The organism is Synechococcus sp. PCC 6312 (assembly GCF_000316685.1).
Classification (GTDB): Bacteria; Cyanobacteriota; Cyanobacteriia; order Thermosynechococcales; family Thermosynechococcaceae; genus Pseudocalidococcus.
Genome location: NC_019680.1, coordinates 1538489 through 1555364, shown reverse-complemented (window position 1 = coordinate 1555364; position 16876 = coordinate 1538489). Strand labels below are relative to the sequence as shown.

The following is a 16876-nucleotide window of genomic DNA, read 5'->3' as shown; positions in this document are numbered from 1 at the left end:
AAAGGAGCAGTCTGGTTCAGTAAACTCGCTTCCAGTTTGGCCTAATGTCCTTTCGGGCCAGTTCAATTATCTAAATTAATCTCTCATCCAGCGGTGATGACATGAGCATCAAATATCCTCCCCAGGCCATTGACCGGATTTTAATTTTCGATACCACGCTGCGTGATGGGGAACAATCTCCCGGCGCGTCCCTCAATGTGGATGAAAAGCTGGTCATCGCTAAACAACTGGCCAAATTGGGGGTGGATATTATTGAAGCCGGATTTCCCTTTGCCAGCCCCGGCGATTTTGAAGCCGTTCAACGAATTGCGGCCATTGTTGGCATCGAAACCGGCCCCGTCATTTGTGGTTTAGCCCGGGCCACCCAGGCCGATATTAAAGCCGCCGCCCAGGCCTTGGCTCCAGCCCATTTCAAACGCATCCACACCTTCATTGCCACCTCGGATATTCATTTAGAATTCAAGCTGAAAAAGAGCCGGGCCGAAGTCCTCAAAATTGCCGCAGAGATGGTGGCCTATGCTAAGTCCTTTGTCGAGGATGTCGAGTTTTCCCCGGAAGATGCCGGCCGTTCGGATCCGGAATTTCTCTATCAAGTCCTCGAAGCTGCCATTGCCGCCGGAGCCACGACGATCAACATTCCCGACACGGTGGGTTATACGACTCCGGCCGAATTTGGCGCGTTGATTAAAGGGATTAAAGATAATGTCCCCAACATTGACCAGGCCATTATTTCGGTGCATGGGCATAACGATCTGGGCCTGGCGGTGGCGAACTTCTTGAAAGCGGCGAAAAACGGGGCCCGGCAACTGGAATGTACGATCAACGGTATTGGTGAGCGGGCCGGTAATGCAGCCTTAGAAGAATTGGTCATGGCCCTCCATGTCCGGCGGCAATACTTCAACCCGTTCTTAGGGCGCGCGATCGATTCCGAAGACCCCCTAACCAACATTGATACCCGCCAAATCTACAAAACTTCGCGATTGGTCTCCAACTTGACCGGGATGTTGATTCAGCCCAATAAAGCCATCGTCGGGGCCAACGCCTTTGCCCATGAGTCGGGAATTCATCAGGATGGGGTGCTCAAACACAAGCTCACCTACGAAATCATGGATGCCCAACTGATTGGCCTGGCGGAAAACCAGATCGTCTTGGGGAAACTGTCGGGACGAAATGCCTTTGCCAGTCGTTTGCGGGAATTGGGCTTTGAACTCTCAGAGTCGGATTTGAATCGGGCCTTTGTTCGGTTTAAGGAAGTCGCCGACAAAAAACGGGAAATTACGGATTGGGACTTGGAAGCTATTGTCAACGATGAAACCCAGGCCAGTGATCCCGGTGGTTATGTCTTGGAATTTGTCCAAGTGGCCTGTGGTGATCATGCCAAACCCACCGCAACCGTGATTGTCCGGACTCCAGACGGAGAAGAACTCACCGATGCGGCTATTGGAACAGGGCCAGTGGATGCGGTCTATCGGGCGATTAATCGGGTAATTGATCTGCCAAATCGCTTAATTGAATACTCGGTGCAGTCAGTGACCGCCGGGATTGATGCCATGGGAGAAGTGACGATTCGGCTGCAACATGAAGATCGGATTTATTCCGGTCATGCGGCCAACACCGATGTGATTGTGGCTTCGGCCCAGGCCTACATGAATGCCCTCAATCGTTTGGCGCGGGGTTTGAAGCAACAGCCCTTGCATCCGCAAACAGTAGCCTCGGCAGGGGTCTAAAACGAAGTCGTCTAGGGAATGTCCAAGGTGTATTTATTTCCCTAAGTAGTGTTCTTAGCCCCCCGCTTAGTCAGTTCCCTTCATTCATCCTGAGACATATATAATTGGCATAATTGGCACTCTCATCCAGTTCAATTTTCTGCACCAGACATTTGCGAGACCATTCATGACAGCCGAATCTACTCCAAAACGGACAAAGCCGAAGTCCAGCTCAGGCGCACCAGAAATTATCAGTATTAAAAAAACGGTATCGCCGCCGCCCCCGCCGCCACCAGCGTCTTCTCCCGATCCCACTCCACCCCCCCCGCCTGGTCCAGAATCCACTGTAACTCGCCTACACCCAATTCCAGCAGTCAGTGAACGGCTTCAGTATCGGGCCATTGGCCTGGTCAAAGGCATTTATAAGCCCGACCCAGAGCAGTTCAATCGTGGCATCCTCGTCACCAGTGACGGTCAGGAAATTGAAACAGTACTCTTGGGGCAGGTTATGAATCTGATCAAGAAATATCTCGATCTCAATGAAGCACATCTTTGGGTCGTTTATCCCCGCACTCGAGATTTGGCAAGAGAAAAGAAAAAAGAAATCAGGAAAGACTCCCGTAGAAGTAGTCAACCCCAGGCCCCTAGCCCAGAAGATATTATCCTACATCTACAAATTGTTGGGGTATGGGAGCCTGACATTCTCCAGCAAGACAGCCCAGTTGCCACAGAGTCAGTCGCTGCGTCTGTAGAATCCGATGATGGCTATTTTTCAATCCGGGGCGAAGTTATTTTCAACTCTCAAGATAAGAAATTCGTCATGGTCAAGATTCAACAGCAACCCCGTAAAAATGCTGACAAAGGTAAAGCTTTTAAGGTGCGTCTTGAAGGAGTTGTGGAAATGAAATCCCCTGGATATTTCTGGGATTTACATGCCCAACGCCAAGGAAACCGCTTAGTGATTCAAGAAGCCAACCCCGTAGGCGTGCTGCCACCTCGGAAAGCCCCCAAATCAGCCCGGCCAGCCCAGCCTCCCTTCCGCAAACGCACGAGTGAGCACCCGACTTCAACCACTCCCGAGCGGCATTCCCTGCCTCCACGCCCCATTCGCCGGACTCCGAGCAACCCGAGTTCGTGATAGCTTAACAACAAAGATCAGGAAGAATATGGTGAACATTGAACTTGGGCGAGGCCGTATAGCCCGCAGAGCCTATGGCATTGATGAAATTGCCCTAGTCCCCGGCCGCCGAACATTAGATCCACAATTAGCGAATACGTCTTGGCAACTCGGGACATTGACTCGGGACATTCCGATTATTGCCAGTGCTATGGATGGGGTTGTGGATGTCGCCATGGCGGTTAAGCTCAGTCAACTGGGGGCCTTAGGAGTCTTAAACCTAGAAGGAATTCAAACCCGTTACCCCGATCCAAATCCCATCTTGGATCAAATTGCGGCGGTGGACACTGCTGAGTTTGTCCCTTTGATGCAATCCCTCTATGCTCAGCCCATTCAACCAGAACTGATTACCCAACGGATTCAAGAAATCAAGGCCCAAGGGGGAATTGCCGCAGTCAGTGCCACCCCAGCTGGAGCCAGTAAGTTTGGGCAGGTGGTTGCGGCGGCTGGTGCAGACCTATTTTTCATCCAGGCCACGGTAGTTTCCACAGCCCATTTGTCTCCCGAAAGCGTCACCCCATTAGACTTAGCTCAATTCTGCCAAGAAATGCCAATTCCGGTGGTTCTCGGCAACTGTGTCACCTATGATGTGGCATTGAGTTTGATGAAAGCAGGGGCGGCGGCGATTTTAGTTGGGATTGGCCCAGGTGCGGCTTGTACCTCCCGCGGGGTCTTAGGAGTCGGAATTCCCCAGGCCACTGCCGTTGCGGATTGTGCCGCAGCCCGCCAAGACTTTTACCAGGAAACCGGCCAGTACATCCCAGTGATTGCCGATGGCGGCCTCGTGACGGGTGGCGATGTCTGTAAATGTATTGCCTGTGGGGCTGATGCTGTGATGATGGGCTCTCCCTTTGCGCGGGCCGCTGAAGCACCAGGCCGGGGCTACCATTGGGGTATGGCCACACCCAGTCCAGTTCTTCCCAGGGGGACACGGATTCGAGTCGGGACAACCGGCACTCTTGAGCAGATTCTCCGCGGCCCCGCCCAACTGGATGATGGAACTCATAATTTCTTGGGTGCTCTCCAAACCAGCATGGGAACCCTAGGAGCAAAAAATATTACCGAAATGCAGCAGGTTGAGATCGTGATTGCCCCCTCTCTCCTAACTGAGGGTAAAGTTTATCAAAAAGCTCAAAAACTGGGTATGGGCCGCTAAGGATTTTGACTGAGTTTGTTATGGAACTCCTGATTTCCTAATTATGTGTAGGAAAAATCAGCAAAATCAACAAATTAAATTAGACCCTGGGAACTAGAGCAGTTCAGCAACCGTCACTTAGAATAGTAGTTAGCGGAGACACATGTTTCCGTTCACTCCTCACACCACACCCCGCCTGGACTTCGGTTTAGGCGGTTTCCTTTTTTATCGGTTCAAAAATGACCTGGGAAAACCAACGGGTCTGGGACTTGGCTGTATTGAAGCACTCCTGAGGGTAGATGTTCCCCACAGGCCAGATGGTGGTCGGAAACCGCAATAAAATGTAACACCCAACGGCCCAGAAACACCGAATCACCCGGTCTGGAGCCATAGAACAGTGTGATAGGATAGACAACGAAAGGGACAGAGAAAGAATAGTCGCTTTTTTGTTTTGCTCGTTTGGATTTTGCCCTATGTCCTCAGCCGTTTCAGTTACAGATGCCACCTTTAAAGACGAAGTTCTCGACAGTGAAGTACCTGTACTTGTGGACTTCTGGGCACCTTGGTGTGGGCCATGCCGGATGGTGGCTCCCGTTGTCGAAGAAATTGCTAATGAGTACGATGGCAAAGTAAAAGTCGTCAAAGTGAATACCGATGAAAATTCTGCAGTTGCCTCTCAATATGGGATTCGCAGCATTCCAACCTTAATGATTTTTAAGGGGGGGCAGAAAGTTGACTTGTTAGTTGGGGCTGTTCCCAAAACTAAGATTGAAGCCACACTGGATCAGTTCCTCTAGGGAGCAATAAACATTAAAAGACCGGGGCTGGGATACACCACCTGATAAAATAAAGGTTCGCTCCCACCAGGCCACCCCATGAGTCAAACATTCGAGGCCCTAGCCTCACTCCAAGCCGATTTAGCCCAACTGATTCCAAAGCTTAATACGGTTACAAATGGGGATTTAATTCAAACCGTATTAGCAACAGTGATTCGATTAGCTGAAGAAGATTTAGACCGACTGGATTGGAAGGTAATTCGCTCCTCCTTACGGGACATGGAACGAGCCTTGCAAGTTTTTGCCCCCTATCGTCACACTCGGAAAATTTCGGTTTTTGGTTCGGCCCGGACACAACCCGATGCCCGAGAATATCAAATGGCCCATGACTTTGCCCACCAGGCCACAGAACAGGGCTTTATGATTATGACGGGGGCCGGGCCAGGGATTATGGAAGCGGGTAATAAAGGCGCCGCGCCTGGACATTCCTTTGGTTTGAATATTGAGTTACCCTTTGAACCCGGTGCTAACAGCTTTATTGAGGGTGATCCCCGCCTGATTCATTTTAAATATTTCTTCACCCGTAAGCTCTTTTTGCTCAAGGAAAGTGATGCCGTTGCCATTTTTCCAGGCGGCTTTGGGACACTCGATGAGGCCTTTGAATGTCTCACCCTCTGTCAAACGGGTAAATCTCCCCCCATCCCGATGGTTTTAGTCGATAGGCCGGGTGGAACCTATTGGCAAAATTGGCATGATTATATTCAACGGGAGCTTAAAGGCAATGGTTTAATCAGTGATGAAGATGATCAGCTTTATACGATTACCGATAGCGTTGAGCAAGCTTTAACTAATCTGGGTAATTTCTATCGAGTTTATCACTCGTGCCGCTATGTCAATGAATATCTCATCTTGCGTTTGAATCAAGAGCTAAACGATGGGCAAATTGCGGTACTCAATCAAGACTTTGCTGATATTTTAGACAGTGGTAGGATTGAAAAAACAACCGCATCCCCCCAAGAACTCCGAGACGAGCAACCGGATCATCGTCCTAACTTTATTCATACGGCCCATTTACCCCGCCTGAAACTCCACTTTAATCAGCGAGACTTTGGCCGCCTCTATCAACTCATTCTGCGCTTAAACCAAATGGGGGCAGGCCATGCCGCAAGTCACCCTGAACGGAAATAGCTTTTTTGATCCCATGCAGTTTTCTGGCCTTTTACCAACCCCTTAGTAACTCTCTATGATTGAACGTTATACCTTGGCCCCGATGGGCGAAATTTGGACAGATGCTTACAAGTTAAAAACTTGGCTACAAGTTGAAATTGCGGCCTGTGAAGCTCAAGCTGAGTTAGGTTTAATTCCAACTGAACCTGTGGAGAGGATCAAAGCCAACGCTAATTTTGATCTCCAGCGGGTGTTGGAAATTGAGGCGGAAGTTAAGCATGACGTTATTGCGTTCTTGACCAATGTGAACGAGTATGTGGGGGATGCTGGGCGGTATATTCATCTGGGGATGACCAGTTCCGATGTTTTGGATACCGGGTTAGCTTTGCAGTTAGTGGCTAGCTTGGCGATTCTTTCGACCCAGTTAGAGCAGTTAATCCAGGCCGTGCGAACCCAGGCCCAGTCACATCGCTACACAATCATGGTGGGTCGCAGTCATGGCATCCACGCCGAACCGATTACCTTGGGCTTTAAGCTTGCAGGCTGGTTAGCAGAACTCTTACGGCAACGGCAACGGCTCTGTCAGCTTCATCAAACCATTGCAGTTGGGAAAATTTCTGGGGCCGTAGGAACCTATGCCAACATTAGTCCCCAAGTTGAGGCTCTCACCTGTCAAAAATTGGGACTCCAGCCCGACCCCGCCTCTACCCAAGTCATTTCTCGGGATCGTCACGCTGACTATGTCCAAGTTCTTGCCCTTCTCGGTGCTAGCTTAGAACGGTTTGCCGTGGAAATTCGCAACCTTCAGCGCACCGATGTTTTAGAGGTAGAAGAGTATTTCTCCAAGGGACAGAAAGGCTCCTCGGCCATGCCCCACAAACGGAACCCGATTCGCTCGGAACGACTCACTGGCCTGGCCCGGCTGTTACGGGGCAATGCGATGGTGGCGTTGGAAAATGTTGCCCTTTGGCACGAACGAGACATTTCCCACAGTGCAGCGGAACGGGTGATTTTACCCGACAGTTCCATTACGGCTCACTTTATGTTGGTGGAAGCCACAGAACTGATTCGGACGCTCCAGGTTTATCCCGAAAACATGGCCCGGAATATGAACCTTTACGGTGGCGTAATTTTCAGTCAACGGGTTTTGTTAGCCCTAGTTGAAAAAGGCCTGACTCGAGAAGCTGCCTATGGCCTCGTCCAACGTCATGCCCACCAGGCCTGGAATCAAGAAGGTGGTAACTTTCGCCAATCCCTGGCAACGGATGCAGAAATTAGCCAACATCTTTCCGAAAAAGAACTAGCTGATTGCTTTGATCCGAAACAACATCTTAGTCATTTAGAGGAAATTTACTCACGGCTTGGCATTTAAATCATGTCATGTCTCAGATATTGATGGCTTGATCTAGGGTGGGGAGATAAGCGCGGGGGGCATGGCAACCACTTTTCCTGCTTTATCCTAAAGTTAGAGGCAGATCGATTAGATTTGATGCAGGATCAAACGATGGCAACCACATCAGCAGAAGTTTGGCAGTTATTGGGAGAACTAGTCGAAGCGCAAAGGCAAACTGAACGCGAATGCCAAGCAACTAGGCGAATCCTGAAAGAGCAATCCCAAGAAACTGAGCGGCTGATGCAAAAACAGTCTGAAATCACGGATCAAAAAATTCAAGCTGTCAGTCAAGAAGTTCGAGCGGTTAGTCAGCAAATTAAGAATGTGAACCAGCAAATTAGCTTTGGGGGGCATCGGTTTGGCGAGTTCCCTGAGTCTCAGGTGCGATTAGGTGTTGTGCCCTTGTTGCGGGCGCGGGTCATTTCTAATTTATGGGTTCAAAGGGGGCGGAACGAGAGTGAGATTGATTTATTCGTGATCAATGGCAGTGATGTAATTGTTGTAGAAGTTAAAATTAAACTAACCCAAGCAGATGCGGACGACCATCTAGAGCGATTACAAACGTTTAAGCCGTTAATGCCCAAATATAACGATAAACGCGCCTTGGGAGCAGTGGCTGGGATGGTGATTGCTCAAGATGTGGATCCCTATGACTATCGCAAAGGGTTATTTGTTTTGGCTCTCTCTGGTGCTCAGGGGGAGATTCTGAATGATGATAAGTTTCAACCCCAGGCCTGGTAATCGTCCCCTCAATTCAATTTATATCAATGGTGAAAGCTATGCTCGCCTCAACTCCTGAATCTTTAACCGATTTACTAGACTCTACTTCTGCTGTCCTGCACAATGTCAGTTGGGAGACTTTTGAAAAACTAATTGCAGAGACGGGAGAGGATCGCAAGGCTCGATTTTTTTATCTTGATGGCAACTTAGAAATTACAGCCCCCCGAATTTTGCATCATGTCAGTTGGGAAACATTTGAGCAGTTAATCGCCGAAACAGGTGAAGATCGCAAAGCTCGATTTTTTTATCTTGATGGTGAACTGGAAATTATGCCGCCACTTGCTTTTCATGAGGGGAGTAAATGCTTTTTAAGTGCTTTGATTAGAACCTTTTGCGATGAACTGGGAATTAATATTCGGGAACTTGGCTCAACTCTCCTAAAAACTGGTGATATTGATACGGGCTGTGAACCAGATTCCTGTTATTACATTCAACATGAACCGATGATCCGCAGCAAAGTCAATGTGGATTTACGGGCTGGGGATCCACCGCCGGATTTAGTTGTAGAAGTTGATGCCACCAGTTCTTCTCTGCCCCGCTTACCTATTTATGCCAGTTTAGGTATTCCCGAAGTTTGGAGATACGATGGAAAGAGTTTGGAATATTATCACCTTGAACAAGAAACCTATGTCTCCAGGCTTGTGAGTTTGACATTTCCTCAGTTGCCTGCTTCAGTCCTAGTTGAATTTCTCCAAAAACGTTTAGTAAGTGGTGAGACGCGAACCCTAAAACAATTCCGGGCCTGGGTACAAGCAAACTATCCATCTTCCCCAGAGTCAGCCCTATGAGTTTAGAAACAATGGCCTTATCAGAACCTGAAATGAGCGAAATTCTCCAAAAGCTCCGCCGCAAAGAAGGGAATTGGCTGGATTGGGCCAGTGATTGTCAACAATTGCAAAAATCAGGCCTCTCACCCCAGGCCATTTTTGAAGCGACAGGCTTTGAACCCATTCATCAAAATCAAATCATTACCGCCATTCAAGTTTTTAAGAGTCTTGAAGCTGGGCCAGCCAATAGCGAAACCCTGGCCTATTTCCAACAGCGGGCCAGTGATTGTCTCTACGAATTACGGATTCTGAATCAACAGGAACGAGTCTGGGGCGCGGAGTTAATTCAAGATCGGGGCCTGGACTCTGATGGGGCCCATGAGATCGCCAATGCCCTCAAAAACGCTGGCCGGATCACGATTCCAGAATCCTTTAGCCAAACTGGGGGAGATCGGGTGGCCGCTTATTACTGGAATTTAGCTCGCCAACAGGTTGATTTAGTAGAGCGGTCTCGCCTAATTGTCCAAGGTCTCAGCTATGCCCAGGCCAGCCCAGCCCGCAAAGCATTGGAAGCCCTCCTCTTAAACACCACCGTTCCCGCGGCCAAAACTGCCCCGCGTCTGCCGTTTTATCGCTTGGAATCAGAAGAGGAAATGCCCCGAATTGTCCCTCTGGTTGGGCAACTGCCCCTCACCGCCCAGGCCCTAGCTCAAGTGCCGCAATTTACAGAAACAGGTGCCTTTGCAACGCTCAAATCAACCCAGGCCGGAGCCTTTGTCCCGATCCCAGGGTGGCAGGTCATTCGCCAAGCCATAGAACCGATGGCCATTTTATCGAAAACGACCAATCTTCCCAATGTCCCGGCGGATCAGCCCTGCGAAGAGGTTTTAGTCATTGTGGATCGGGGGCAGAGGGCCTGGGATCCCGAACGCTATGTTTTAGTGATGGAGGGTGAAGATATCCGCTTGGCCTGGTTAGAGACAGAAGCAGAGGTGGAAATTTTGGGGCAGGTTATCCTCGTTTTACGACCGAAGCGAATTTTGGATGAAACCGCAACCTTTAATTCCTGGCTCATTGATGAGTAACCGGTTTTGGCTTGCTCTACTCTTAGTTGCCTGACTTAAGATTGGGAGGATTATTGGAACATCGGTTGCCTGCTTCTGCGTCTGGTAGTAACCATCAAGACTGGTTTGATTCGTTTTGTTGCGTTACACAGGGGGGGCTAGACCACTAGAAACGTTGAGCAGCCCTGGAGATAATGCCTCGCCTACTTTGCCTTGATTTATCTTTCGTTCATTTATCCTTTGTCCAGCCATCAATGGATCATGCTCCCGAATGACGTCCCCGCCTTTAGTGAGTTCAACCATTGCCTACCAAGTTGGCGGAAGCTTACCCAATTCGGCGCGTACCTATGTGCAACGGGCGGCGGATATTGCCCTCTTGGATGGACTCCTGGCCGGGGAATTTTGTTATGTCCTCAATGCCCGCCAGATGGGAAAGTCGAGTTTGCGGGTACAGGTGATGCAACGGTTACAAGCCGCAGGGGTGGCCTGTGCGGCCGTCGATATTACCAAGATTGGTAGCCAAAACATCAATAGCGATCAATGGTATGCCAGCTTGATTGGGGCTTTAGTGCAGGGGTTTGGCTTGGGAGACCAGTTTCAATTACGGGCCTGGTGGCGTGAACGAGCTTATTTAGGCCCGGTTCAGCGTTTAGGGGACTTTGTTGAAACCGTCTTATTAGACCTGATCACCACCCCACTGGTCATTTTCATTGATGAAATTGATAGCCTCCTGAGTTTGCCCTTCGCCACCGATGACTTTTTTACCTGGATGCGGGCCTGTTACAACCAACGGGTGGATAATCCAGCGTTTAATCGGCTCACGTTTGCGCTCATGGGCGTGACGACCCCTGCCAATTTAATTCAAGATAAGCAACGGACTCCCTTTAATATTGGGCGAGCCATTCCCCTAGAGGGTTTAGCATTACCGGCCGCTGCCCCCCTGGCCCAAGGCCTGGCCGATCTCAGTCCGAACCCAGAAACCGTGCTCCAGGCCATTTTGGATTGGACGGGGGGGCAACCCTTTCTGACCCAAAAACTCTGCCGCTTGGCCCAACAGCACCTTCTAGAACCCATTCCCCCAGGCCAGGAAGCCGCCACAATTTGCCAACTGGTGCAGGCCTGGGTGTTAACCGATTGGGAGCATCACGATGAACCAGAACATTTAAAAACAATCCGCAACCGAATTTTGGCGAATGAGCAACGGGCCGGGCGCATTTTAGGTCTCTATCAACACTTGCTCCAGGCCGGGGCAATTCCTGCCGATGACAGTAGCGAACAAATTGAATTGCGCTTAACGGGCCTAGTGGCCTATCAACAGGGGCAGTTACGGGTCTTTAATCCGATCTATGCCCAGGTGTTTGACTTGGCCTGGGTCGAGTTGCAATTGGGGCAATTGCGGCCCTATGGGATATTACTCCAGGCCTGGGTGGAGTCGGGCTGTAGTGATACCTCTCGGTTATTGCGGGGTGAAAGTCTCAAAGAGGCCTTGAGTTGGGCCAGTGACAAAAGTTTGAGTGACCAGGATTATCAATTTTTAGCCGCCTCCCAAGATTGGCAACAGCAGGAAACCCAGCGAACGCTGATCATTGAACGCCAAGAAAAAGAAGCAATCGTCAGGGCAAATCGAATCCTCGGTCAAGCCAGTCAGCAGGCCCGTCGCCTCGTCCAACGCTCCCTAGTGGGGTTGGGCCTGGTTTCGGTGATTGCGATTGTAGTCGGCACAGGCCTGATTCGCACCAGCCAAGAACTGCAAAGCTCCCAAGCCAGTTTGGGTCTTGAGCAAGACAGCATTAATATCCTCAACCAATTTCCCTCCCAACCCTTATCTTCTCTGGTGGCAGCGATTGAGAATGGGCGTGAACTATTGCGGCTTGTGGGCCAGGAACCCCTGAGTCAATATCCGACCACCCGCCCGATTCTGACTCTGAATACAATTCTCAGCCGCATCCTCGCCCGCAACCAATGGAACATTGCCAAACCCTTAATTGGCAGCAGTCTCACCCAAGATGGACAAGTGCTGACGGTACTGGCAGATGGACAGGTTCAACGCTGGACTAGACAAGGGGAGAAACTCGCCCAGACCCAACTCTCAAACCAGACCCTCGTGGGTATGCGGTTTAATCCTGAACGTGAGCAACTGGCTGTTTTTACCCAGGCCGGCACGGGTGAAGTTTGGAGTCTGGCAGGTCGTCCCCAAAAATTATTTACTTTGGGCAATTTCGCAACAGGCCTGGCTAGCTTTAAGTTCAGTCCGACCCATGCAACCCTTGCTGGACTGACTAATCAGGGCGAAGTGCTGGTTTGGGCTGCCAATGGTCAGGTACAGGCACGATTTTCCACCCAAGCCAGTAGAGGATTCAGTCTTGCCTATGCTCCCAATGGCCAAACCCTCGTCACGACGGGCAGTGATGGCCTGATTCGGGTTTGGACATTATCGGGGCAATTAGTGCGGGACTGGCAGGCGGGTCTGGGTCAACCCGTGATCCAAAAAAGCGTCATCTTTATTGACAACGAGACCATTGCTAGTGTGGGTGAAGATGGGATTCTCCGGCTTTGGACGACTCAAGGCAAGCAAATTAACCAGTGGCGGGTCAGTTTAACCCCAGCTTATTTAGTCGGGGCTAGTCCCTCTGGGGAAACATTATTAACTCTGAGCGAAGACAATATAATTCGCCTCTGGACCGTGAATGGCTTACTCCAAAATGAGCTATCGGGTCATGAACGGTTTGTCACCAGTGTGGATTTCAATCAGCGAACGAAAACACTCCTGAGTAGTGATCCCAGTGGTCGGTTGTTCCTGTGGGATTTTCAACCCCGAGATCAAGTCTGGAGCACAGGCCAGGCCAGTGTGTGGCACGTTAACTTTTCTCCCCAAGGAGATCACCTGGCCACGGCGGGGAAAGATGGCAGCATTAAGCTTTGGCAACTCGATGGACAACTCCGCCAACAGATCCAGGCCAGTTCCCAGGGAATCAATACCGTGAAATTTAGCCCCGCTGGCCAGCACCTCGCCTTTGGTGGTGATGATGGTACGGTTGGAATTTGGCCCCTCCAGCAGCACCCCAATTCTGTTCTATCCCTGCAACCGCCTGGGCCAGCCATCTATGCCGTTGACTTTAGTGGGGATGGCCACTATTTGGCGGCGGCGGGGAAAACAGGGGAGATTCTGGTTTGGTCAGGCCCTCAGTCCCCAGCTTGGCCACCTCAGTCTGCTCGTAAGTTCCACGCCCATACTGGGGCAATTTGGGGGCTACGCTTTTTACCCCAACCTCCGGGGGGCGAAAACTCCCCAGTGCCAACCCTAGTGAGTACAGGGCAAGATGGTTGGGTGCGCTTTTGGAATGTGGAGACCGGCGAGTTAATTCGAGAATTCAACCCCCGGCAAGGTTGGCTCACCAGCTTAAACATCACTCCCGATAGAAAAACCGTGATTGTGGCCGGAGAAGGTGGGATCATTGGCCTGTGGGAACTGAACGGTCGTAAAATCCGTCAATTTAGGGGTCACATGAGTAGTATTCTCAGCTTAGGATTGAGTCAAGATGGCGAAATGATTGTCAGTGCTGGGCAGGATGGAATTGTCAGTGTTTGGGCCTTGAGTGGTCAACCGATTGCAACTGTCAATGATCAGGCCGGTATTTCCTATACCCTCGATGTCAGTCCGGCCGCCTCCCAACACCTAGCGGTTGCCGGCCAAAATGACCAAGTTTATCTGATGCCTCTTTATTCCCTCCCTGACTTGATCCAGCAAGGATGCCGTTGGTTACAAGACTATCGAGTTACCCATATCACTGCCCAAACTGCTTGCCCTGCGCCCCCCAATAGACACTAAAAATGATGTTTTCCCCTACCTTCTCCCCAGTTAACCCTTCTTCAGAGGTCTCTACCATGCCCTATGTAATTGCGATTGTTGTGAGTCTCGTTTGCCTCAGCCTAGCCTGGGGATTTAGCCGCCCCACCTCCGGTTCTCCCCTTGAACAGGCTAACCGGACAACCCCCACCCTGATTGCTGATTCCCCACCCCCAGAAGATCAAGGTACACCCGGCCGCCGTTCTTAGGGTTGAGAAATTTTAGGCGTTTCGGCGACCCATTGGAATTGATTAAATCTTCCTAGAAAATTCTTGTCGGTTTGGGGGAGTTTTTGCAGGATAATTGATTTCCAAACCTAGAAGTTTAATAAATACCATGCATCTATTAATTCCGGCAGCCGGCCTGGGCAAACGAATGGGCAGTCACCGGAATAAGCTCCTCCTAGACCTGTTGGGTCGGCCACTTTTGGCCTGGACGTTGACGGCGATTAGAGCTACCCCAGATATTACTTGGCTTGGAATTATTGGCCAACCTGGAGATTTTTCTGACTGGCAGGTGTTACTGGCGGAATTTGATTTTCCCTACCCCACTGTTTTAATTCCGGGGGGAAACACGCGTCAAGAGTCAGTCTATAACGGTCTGCAAGCTTTACCGAATCATGCGACAAGGGTTTTAATCCACGATGGGGCCCGCTGTTTAGCCACGCCTGATTTATTCCACCGCTGTGCCCAGGCCCTTGAGAACTGCTCTGGCTTTGTGGCGGCAATTCCGGTCAAAGACACGATTAAAATTGTTAACTCGGAAAAAATTGTCACCGCAACCCCCAATCGGGACTTTCTATGGGCAGCTCAAACTCCTCAGGGGTTCTGGGTTAAAGAATTGAAAGACTGCCATCAAAAGGGACAAGACCTAGGCCTGGAAGTCACCGATGATGCGGCCCTCTTTGAAAAATTTGATTTGCCTGTCCAGATTGTCATGGGAGAGGAAACCAACCTGAAGATCACAACTCCGGCTGATTTAGCTCTAGCAGAACTGATTCTCAAAGGCCGCAAAAACCCTTAATTCAGTAATTCCCGAACATCCGTGACCGTTCCAGTTACAGCCGCCGCCGCCACCATTGCTGGACTCATCAACAAAGTCCGTCCTGAAGCCGATCCCTGCCGACCCTTGAAATTACGGTTAGAGGAAGAAGCACTGATTTGGCTGCCTTGGAGTTTATCGGGATTCATCGCCAAACACATGGAACAGCCAGGTTCGCGCCATTCAAATCCAGCGGCGGTAAAAATTTGATCCAGGCCCTCCGCTTCGGCTTGTTGCTTAACTCGTTCGGAACCGGGGACAACAAAAGCTTTAATGCCATCTGCAACCTGACGACCTTGGGCAATTTGGGCCGCTTCCCGGAGATCACTAATCCGGCCATTCGTACAACTGCCGATAAAGCAGACATCAATTTTTGTCCCTTGAATTGGTTGGCCAGGTTCCAAGCGCATATATTGGTAGGCTTCCTGAGCTAGGGCTTGTTCAGAATCCGGCAGATATTCTGGTTGGGGAATGGCTTCATTAATACCAATGCCCTGGCCGGGTGTAATTCCCCAGGTGACAGTTGGGACTATGTCGGCCGCATCAAAGACCACCACATCGTCATAGACGGCATCGAGATCACTTGCTAAACTCTGCCACCAGGCCACGGCTTGATCCCAGGCCTCTCCTTTCGGGGCATGATCTCGGCCTTGGAGATAATCAAATGTGACCTGATCGGGATTGACATACCCACAACGGGCCCCGCCTTCAATCGCCATATTGCACACGGTCATCCGCTCTTCCATTGTCATCTGGGCAAAGGTTGAACCCGCGAACTCGTAGGCATAGCCGACACCGCCCTTAACCCCGAGCTTACGGATAATATGCAAAATCACATCCTTGGCATAGACACCCGGCCGGAGATTTCCATTCACCTCAATCTTGCGGACTTTGAGTTTGGCCAAGGCCAAGGTTTGGGAGGCGAGAACATCGCGAACTTGACTGGTGCCAATCCCAAAGGCAATTGCGCCAAAGGCCCCGTGGGTAGAGGTATGGCTATCCCCGCAAGCAATCGTCATGCCGGGTTGAGTTAAGCCTTGTTCTGGGGCAATGACATGGACAATGCCTTGATTTCCCGAGCCAATGTTGTAAAAGCAAATGTTGTAGTCCTGGCAGTTTTTCTCCAAGGCCTGGAGCATTTCTTCGGCTAAGGAGTCTGCTAGGGGGCGGGCCTGGTTATCCGTGGGGACAATATGATCCACAGTGGCGACTGTGCGCTCTGGAAATAAGACTGGTAAATTCCGCTCTCGAATCATGGCAAAGGCCTGGGGACTGGTGACTTCATGAATTAGATGCAAGCCAATAAAAAGCTGGGTTTGACCAGAGGGAAGAGTCCCAACTGTATGTAAATCCCAAACTTTGTCGAAAAGTGTGCCGCGACTCATGGCGTTATTGCTGTGGGGTGAAGATTAAGTATCCTAAGCTACTAATTATAACCGCTTGGCTAAAATTCCTAGGCCTGGGCTAAATTTTCCTAAAAGTGCCTATGCTTTGGGAAGAGTGTCTGCCTGCCGGTTGCCTTTTGTCGCTGCCCCTTTCTGACGATCTATGACTGGATCAATCTCACCCAATGCCTTTACAGGGCCAACTCTCTATCCCTGGTCAGTTGGGCCGGATGTGGTGGAATTACAGGAATTACTCAAGGCCCACGGGTTTACCCTCAAGGTGGATGGGGATTTTGGCAGTCGCACCGAAGAAGCCCTCAAGCGTTATCAGCGGAAATTTGGCTTGCGAATTGATGGAGTGGCGGGGCCAGAAACATGGTTTTCCCTCAAGGATAAAGTCCCACTGGGAGAGCGGGTTCTACGCCAAGGCTTAACAGGTCGGGATGTCTATCAATTACAAACCTTGCTCCAGGTGAACGGCTATCGGGTCGAACGCCAGGGGATTTTTGATGGGAAGACCAAGGAAGCGGTGGCAGAGTTTCAGCGCAAACATAAGTTAGATATCACCGGGGTGGTTGAGCGGATGACCTGGACGTTATTGTGCAATCGAACAAAATAGGCCTGGCTATGTCATCCCT

The 16876-nt window shown here is 50.5% G+C and carries 15 protein-coding genes; 14 read left to right on the top strand and 1 reads right to left on the bottom strand.

Features of this window, described 5'->3' with window-relative positions; all coding sequences use genetic code 11:
- Positions 1–101: 101 nt before the first annotated feature.
- The 13 genes from SYN6312_RS07580 (at position 102) to ispD (ending at position 14835) form a co-directional block, all read left to right on the top strand.
- Entirely contained in the window at positions 102–1727 is a 1626-nt protein-coding gene (locus SYN6312_RS07580) for a 2-isopropylmalate synthase (RefSeq protein ID WP_015124277.1), read from the top strand.
- Positions 1728–1893: 166 nt separating this feature from the next.
- Positions 1894–2844: a hypothetical protein gene (locus SYN6312_RS07575; protein WP_015124276.1), complete on the top strand. Its 951-nt coding sequence runs from the start codon at positions 1894–1896 to the stop codon at positions 2842–2844.
- A gap of 31 nt (positions 2845–2875) precedes the next feature.
- The gene (locus tag SYN6312_RS07570; RefSeq protein ID WP_041431291.1) at positions 2876–4039 is read left to right on the top strand and encodes a GuaB3 family IMP dehydrogenase-related protein; all 1164 of its coding nucleotides are present in this window, start codon (positions 2876–2878) and stop codon (positions 4037–4039) included.
- A 142-nt stretch (positions 4040–4181) separates the two neighbouring features.
- Positions 4182–4358, top strand: a complete 177-nt coding sequence (locus SYN6312_RS19750) for a hypothetical protein (protein ID WP_156804760.1) — start codon at positions 4182–4184, stop codon at positions 4356–4358.
- A gap of 133 nt (positions 4359–4491) precedes the next feature.
- Positions 4492–4815: a thioredoxin gene (trxA, locus tag SYN6312_RS07565; RefSeq protein ID WP_015124274.1), complete on the top strand. Its 324-nt coding sequence runs from the start codon at positions 4492–4494 to the stop codon at positions 4813–4815.
- Positions 4816–4893: 78 nt separating this feature from the next.
- Positions 4894–5982, top strand: a complete 1089-nt coding sequence (locus SYN6312_RS07560) for an LOG family protein (RefSeq protein ID WP_015124273.1) — start codon at positions 4894–4896, stop codon at positions 5980–5982.
- A gap of 55 nt (positions 5983–6037) precedes the next feature.
- Positions 6038–7333 carry an adenylosuccinate lyase gene (gene purB, locus SYN6312_RS07555; protein WP_015124272.1) on the top strand — a complete coding sequence of 432 codons (1296 nt, stop codon included), beginning with the start codon at positions 6038–6040 and terminating at the stop codon, positions 7331–7333.
- Between the two features lie 132 nt (positions 7334–7465).
- The gene (locus SYN6312_RS07550; protein ID WP_015124271.1) at positions 7466–8095 is read left to right on the top strand and encodes a nuclease-related domain-containing protein; all 630 of its coding nucleotides are present in this window, start codon (positions 7466–7468) and stop codon (positions 8093–8095) included.
- Positions 8096–8133: 38 nt separating this feature from the next.
- On the top strand, positions 8134–8922 hold the full coding sequence (locus SYN6312_RS07545) for a Uma2 family endonuclease (RefSeq protein ID WP_015124270.1): 789 nt from the start codon (positions 8134–8136) through the stop codon (positions 8920–8922).
- Positions 8919–9986 (top strand): RuBisCO accumulation factor 1, encoded by a 1068-nt coding sequence (locus SYN6312_RS07540; RefSeq protein ID WP_015124269.1) that lies wholly within the window; start codon positions 8919–8921, stop codon positions 9984–9986. The genes SYN6312_RS07545 and SYN6312_RS07540 overlap by 4 nt, the downstream gene beginning before the upstream one ends.
- 250 nt (positions 9987–10236) lie before the next feature.
- On the top strand, positions 10237–13794 hold the full coding sequence (locus SYN6312_RS07535) for an AAA-like domain-containing protein (protein ID WP_015124268.1): 3558 nt from the start codon (positions 10237–10239) through the stop codon (positions 13792–13794).
- A 56-nt stretch (positions 13795–13850) separates the two neighbouring features.
- Positions 13851–14021, top strand: a complete 171-nt coding sequence (locus SYN6312_RS19745) for a hypothetical protein (RefSeq protein ID WP_015124267.1) — start codon at positions 13851–13853, stop codon at positions 14019–14021.
- A 127-nt stretch (positions 14022–14148) separates the two neighbouring features.
- Entirely contained in the window at positions 14149–14835 is a 687-nt protein-coding gene (gene ispD, locus SYN6312_RS07530; protein ID WP_015124266.1) for a 2-C-methyl-D-erythritol 4-phosphate cytidylyltransferase, read from the top strand.
- Here ispD and leuC read toward each other — a convergent pair.
- On the bottom strand, positions 14832–16238 hold the full coding sequence (gene leuC, locus SYN6312_RS07525; protein ID WP_015124265.1) for a 3-isopropylmalate dehydratase large subunit: 1407 nt from the start codon (positions 16236–16238) through the stop codon (positions 14832–14834). The two genes, ispD and leuC, sit on opposite strands and share 4 nt — an antisense overlap.
- A 163-nt stretch (positions 16239–16401) precedes the next feature.
- Between leuC and SYN6312_RS07520 the strand changes: the two genes are divergently transcribed.
- On the top strand, positions 16402–16857 hold the full coding sequence (locus SYN6312_RS07520; protein ID WP_015124264.1) for a peptidoglycan-binding protein: 456 nt from the start codon (positions 16402–16404) through the stop codon (positions 16855–16857).
- The last annotated feature ends 19 nt before the right edge of the window (positions 16858–16876 follow it).

Bases quoted from the DNA above. Each gene is read 5' to 3' on its own strand.
- SYN6312_RS07580 (WP_015124277.1), top strand. From the start codon at position 102: ATGAGCATCAAATATCCTCCCCAGGCCATTGACCGGATTTTAATTTTC.
- SYN6312_RS07575 (WP_015124276.1), top strand. From the start codon at position 1,894: ATGACAGCCGAATCTACTCCAAAACGGACAAAGCCGAAGTCCAGCTCA.
- SYN6312_RS19750 (WP_156804760.1), top strand. From the start codon at position 4,182: ATGTTTCCGTTCACTCCTCACACCACACCCCGCCTGGACTTCGGTTTA.
- trxA (WP_015124274.1), top strand. From the start codon at position 4,492: ATGTCCTCAGCCGTTTCAGTTACAGATGCCACCTTTAAAGACGAAGTT.
- SYN6312_RS07560 (WP_015124273.1), top strand. From the start codon at position 4,894: ATGAGTCAAACATTCGAGGCCCTAGCCTCACTCCAAGCCGATTTAGCC.
- purB (WP_015124272.1), top strand. From the start codon at position 6,038: ATGATTGAACGTTATACCTTGGCCCCGATGGGCGAAATTTGGACAGAT.
- SYN6312_RS07550 (WP_015124271.1), top strand. From the start codon at position 7,466: ATGGCAACCACATCAGCAGAAGTTTGGCAGTTATTGGGAGAACTAGTC.
- SYN6312_RS07545 (WP_015124270.1), top strand. From the start codon at position 8,134: ATGCTCGCCTCAACTCCTGAATCTTTAACCGATTTACTAGACTCTACT.
- SYN6312_RS07540 (WP_015124269.1), top strand. From the start codon at position 8,919: ATGAGTTTAGAAACAATGGCCTTATCAGAACCTGAAATGAGCGAAATT.
- SYN6312_RS07535 (WP_015124268.1), top strand. From the start codon at position 10,237: ATGACGTCCCCGCCTTTAGTGAGTTCAACCATTGCCTACCAAGTTGGC.
- SYN6312_RS19745 (WP_015124267.1), top strand. From the start codon at position 13,851: ATGCCCTATGTAATTGCGATTGTTGTGAGTCTCGTTTGCCTCAGCCTA.
- ispD (WP_015124266.1), top strand. From the start codon at position 14,149: ATGCATCTATTAATTCCGGCAGCCGGCCTGGGCAAACGAATGGGCAGT.
- leuC (WP_015124265.1), bottom strand. From the start codon at position 16,238: ATGAGTCGCGGCACACTTTTCGACAAAGTTTGGGATTTACATACAGTT.
- SYN6312_RS07520 (WP_015124264.1), top strand. From the start codon at position 16,402: ATGACTGGATCAATCTCACCCAATGCCTTTACAGGGCCAACTCTCTAT.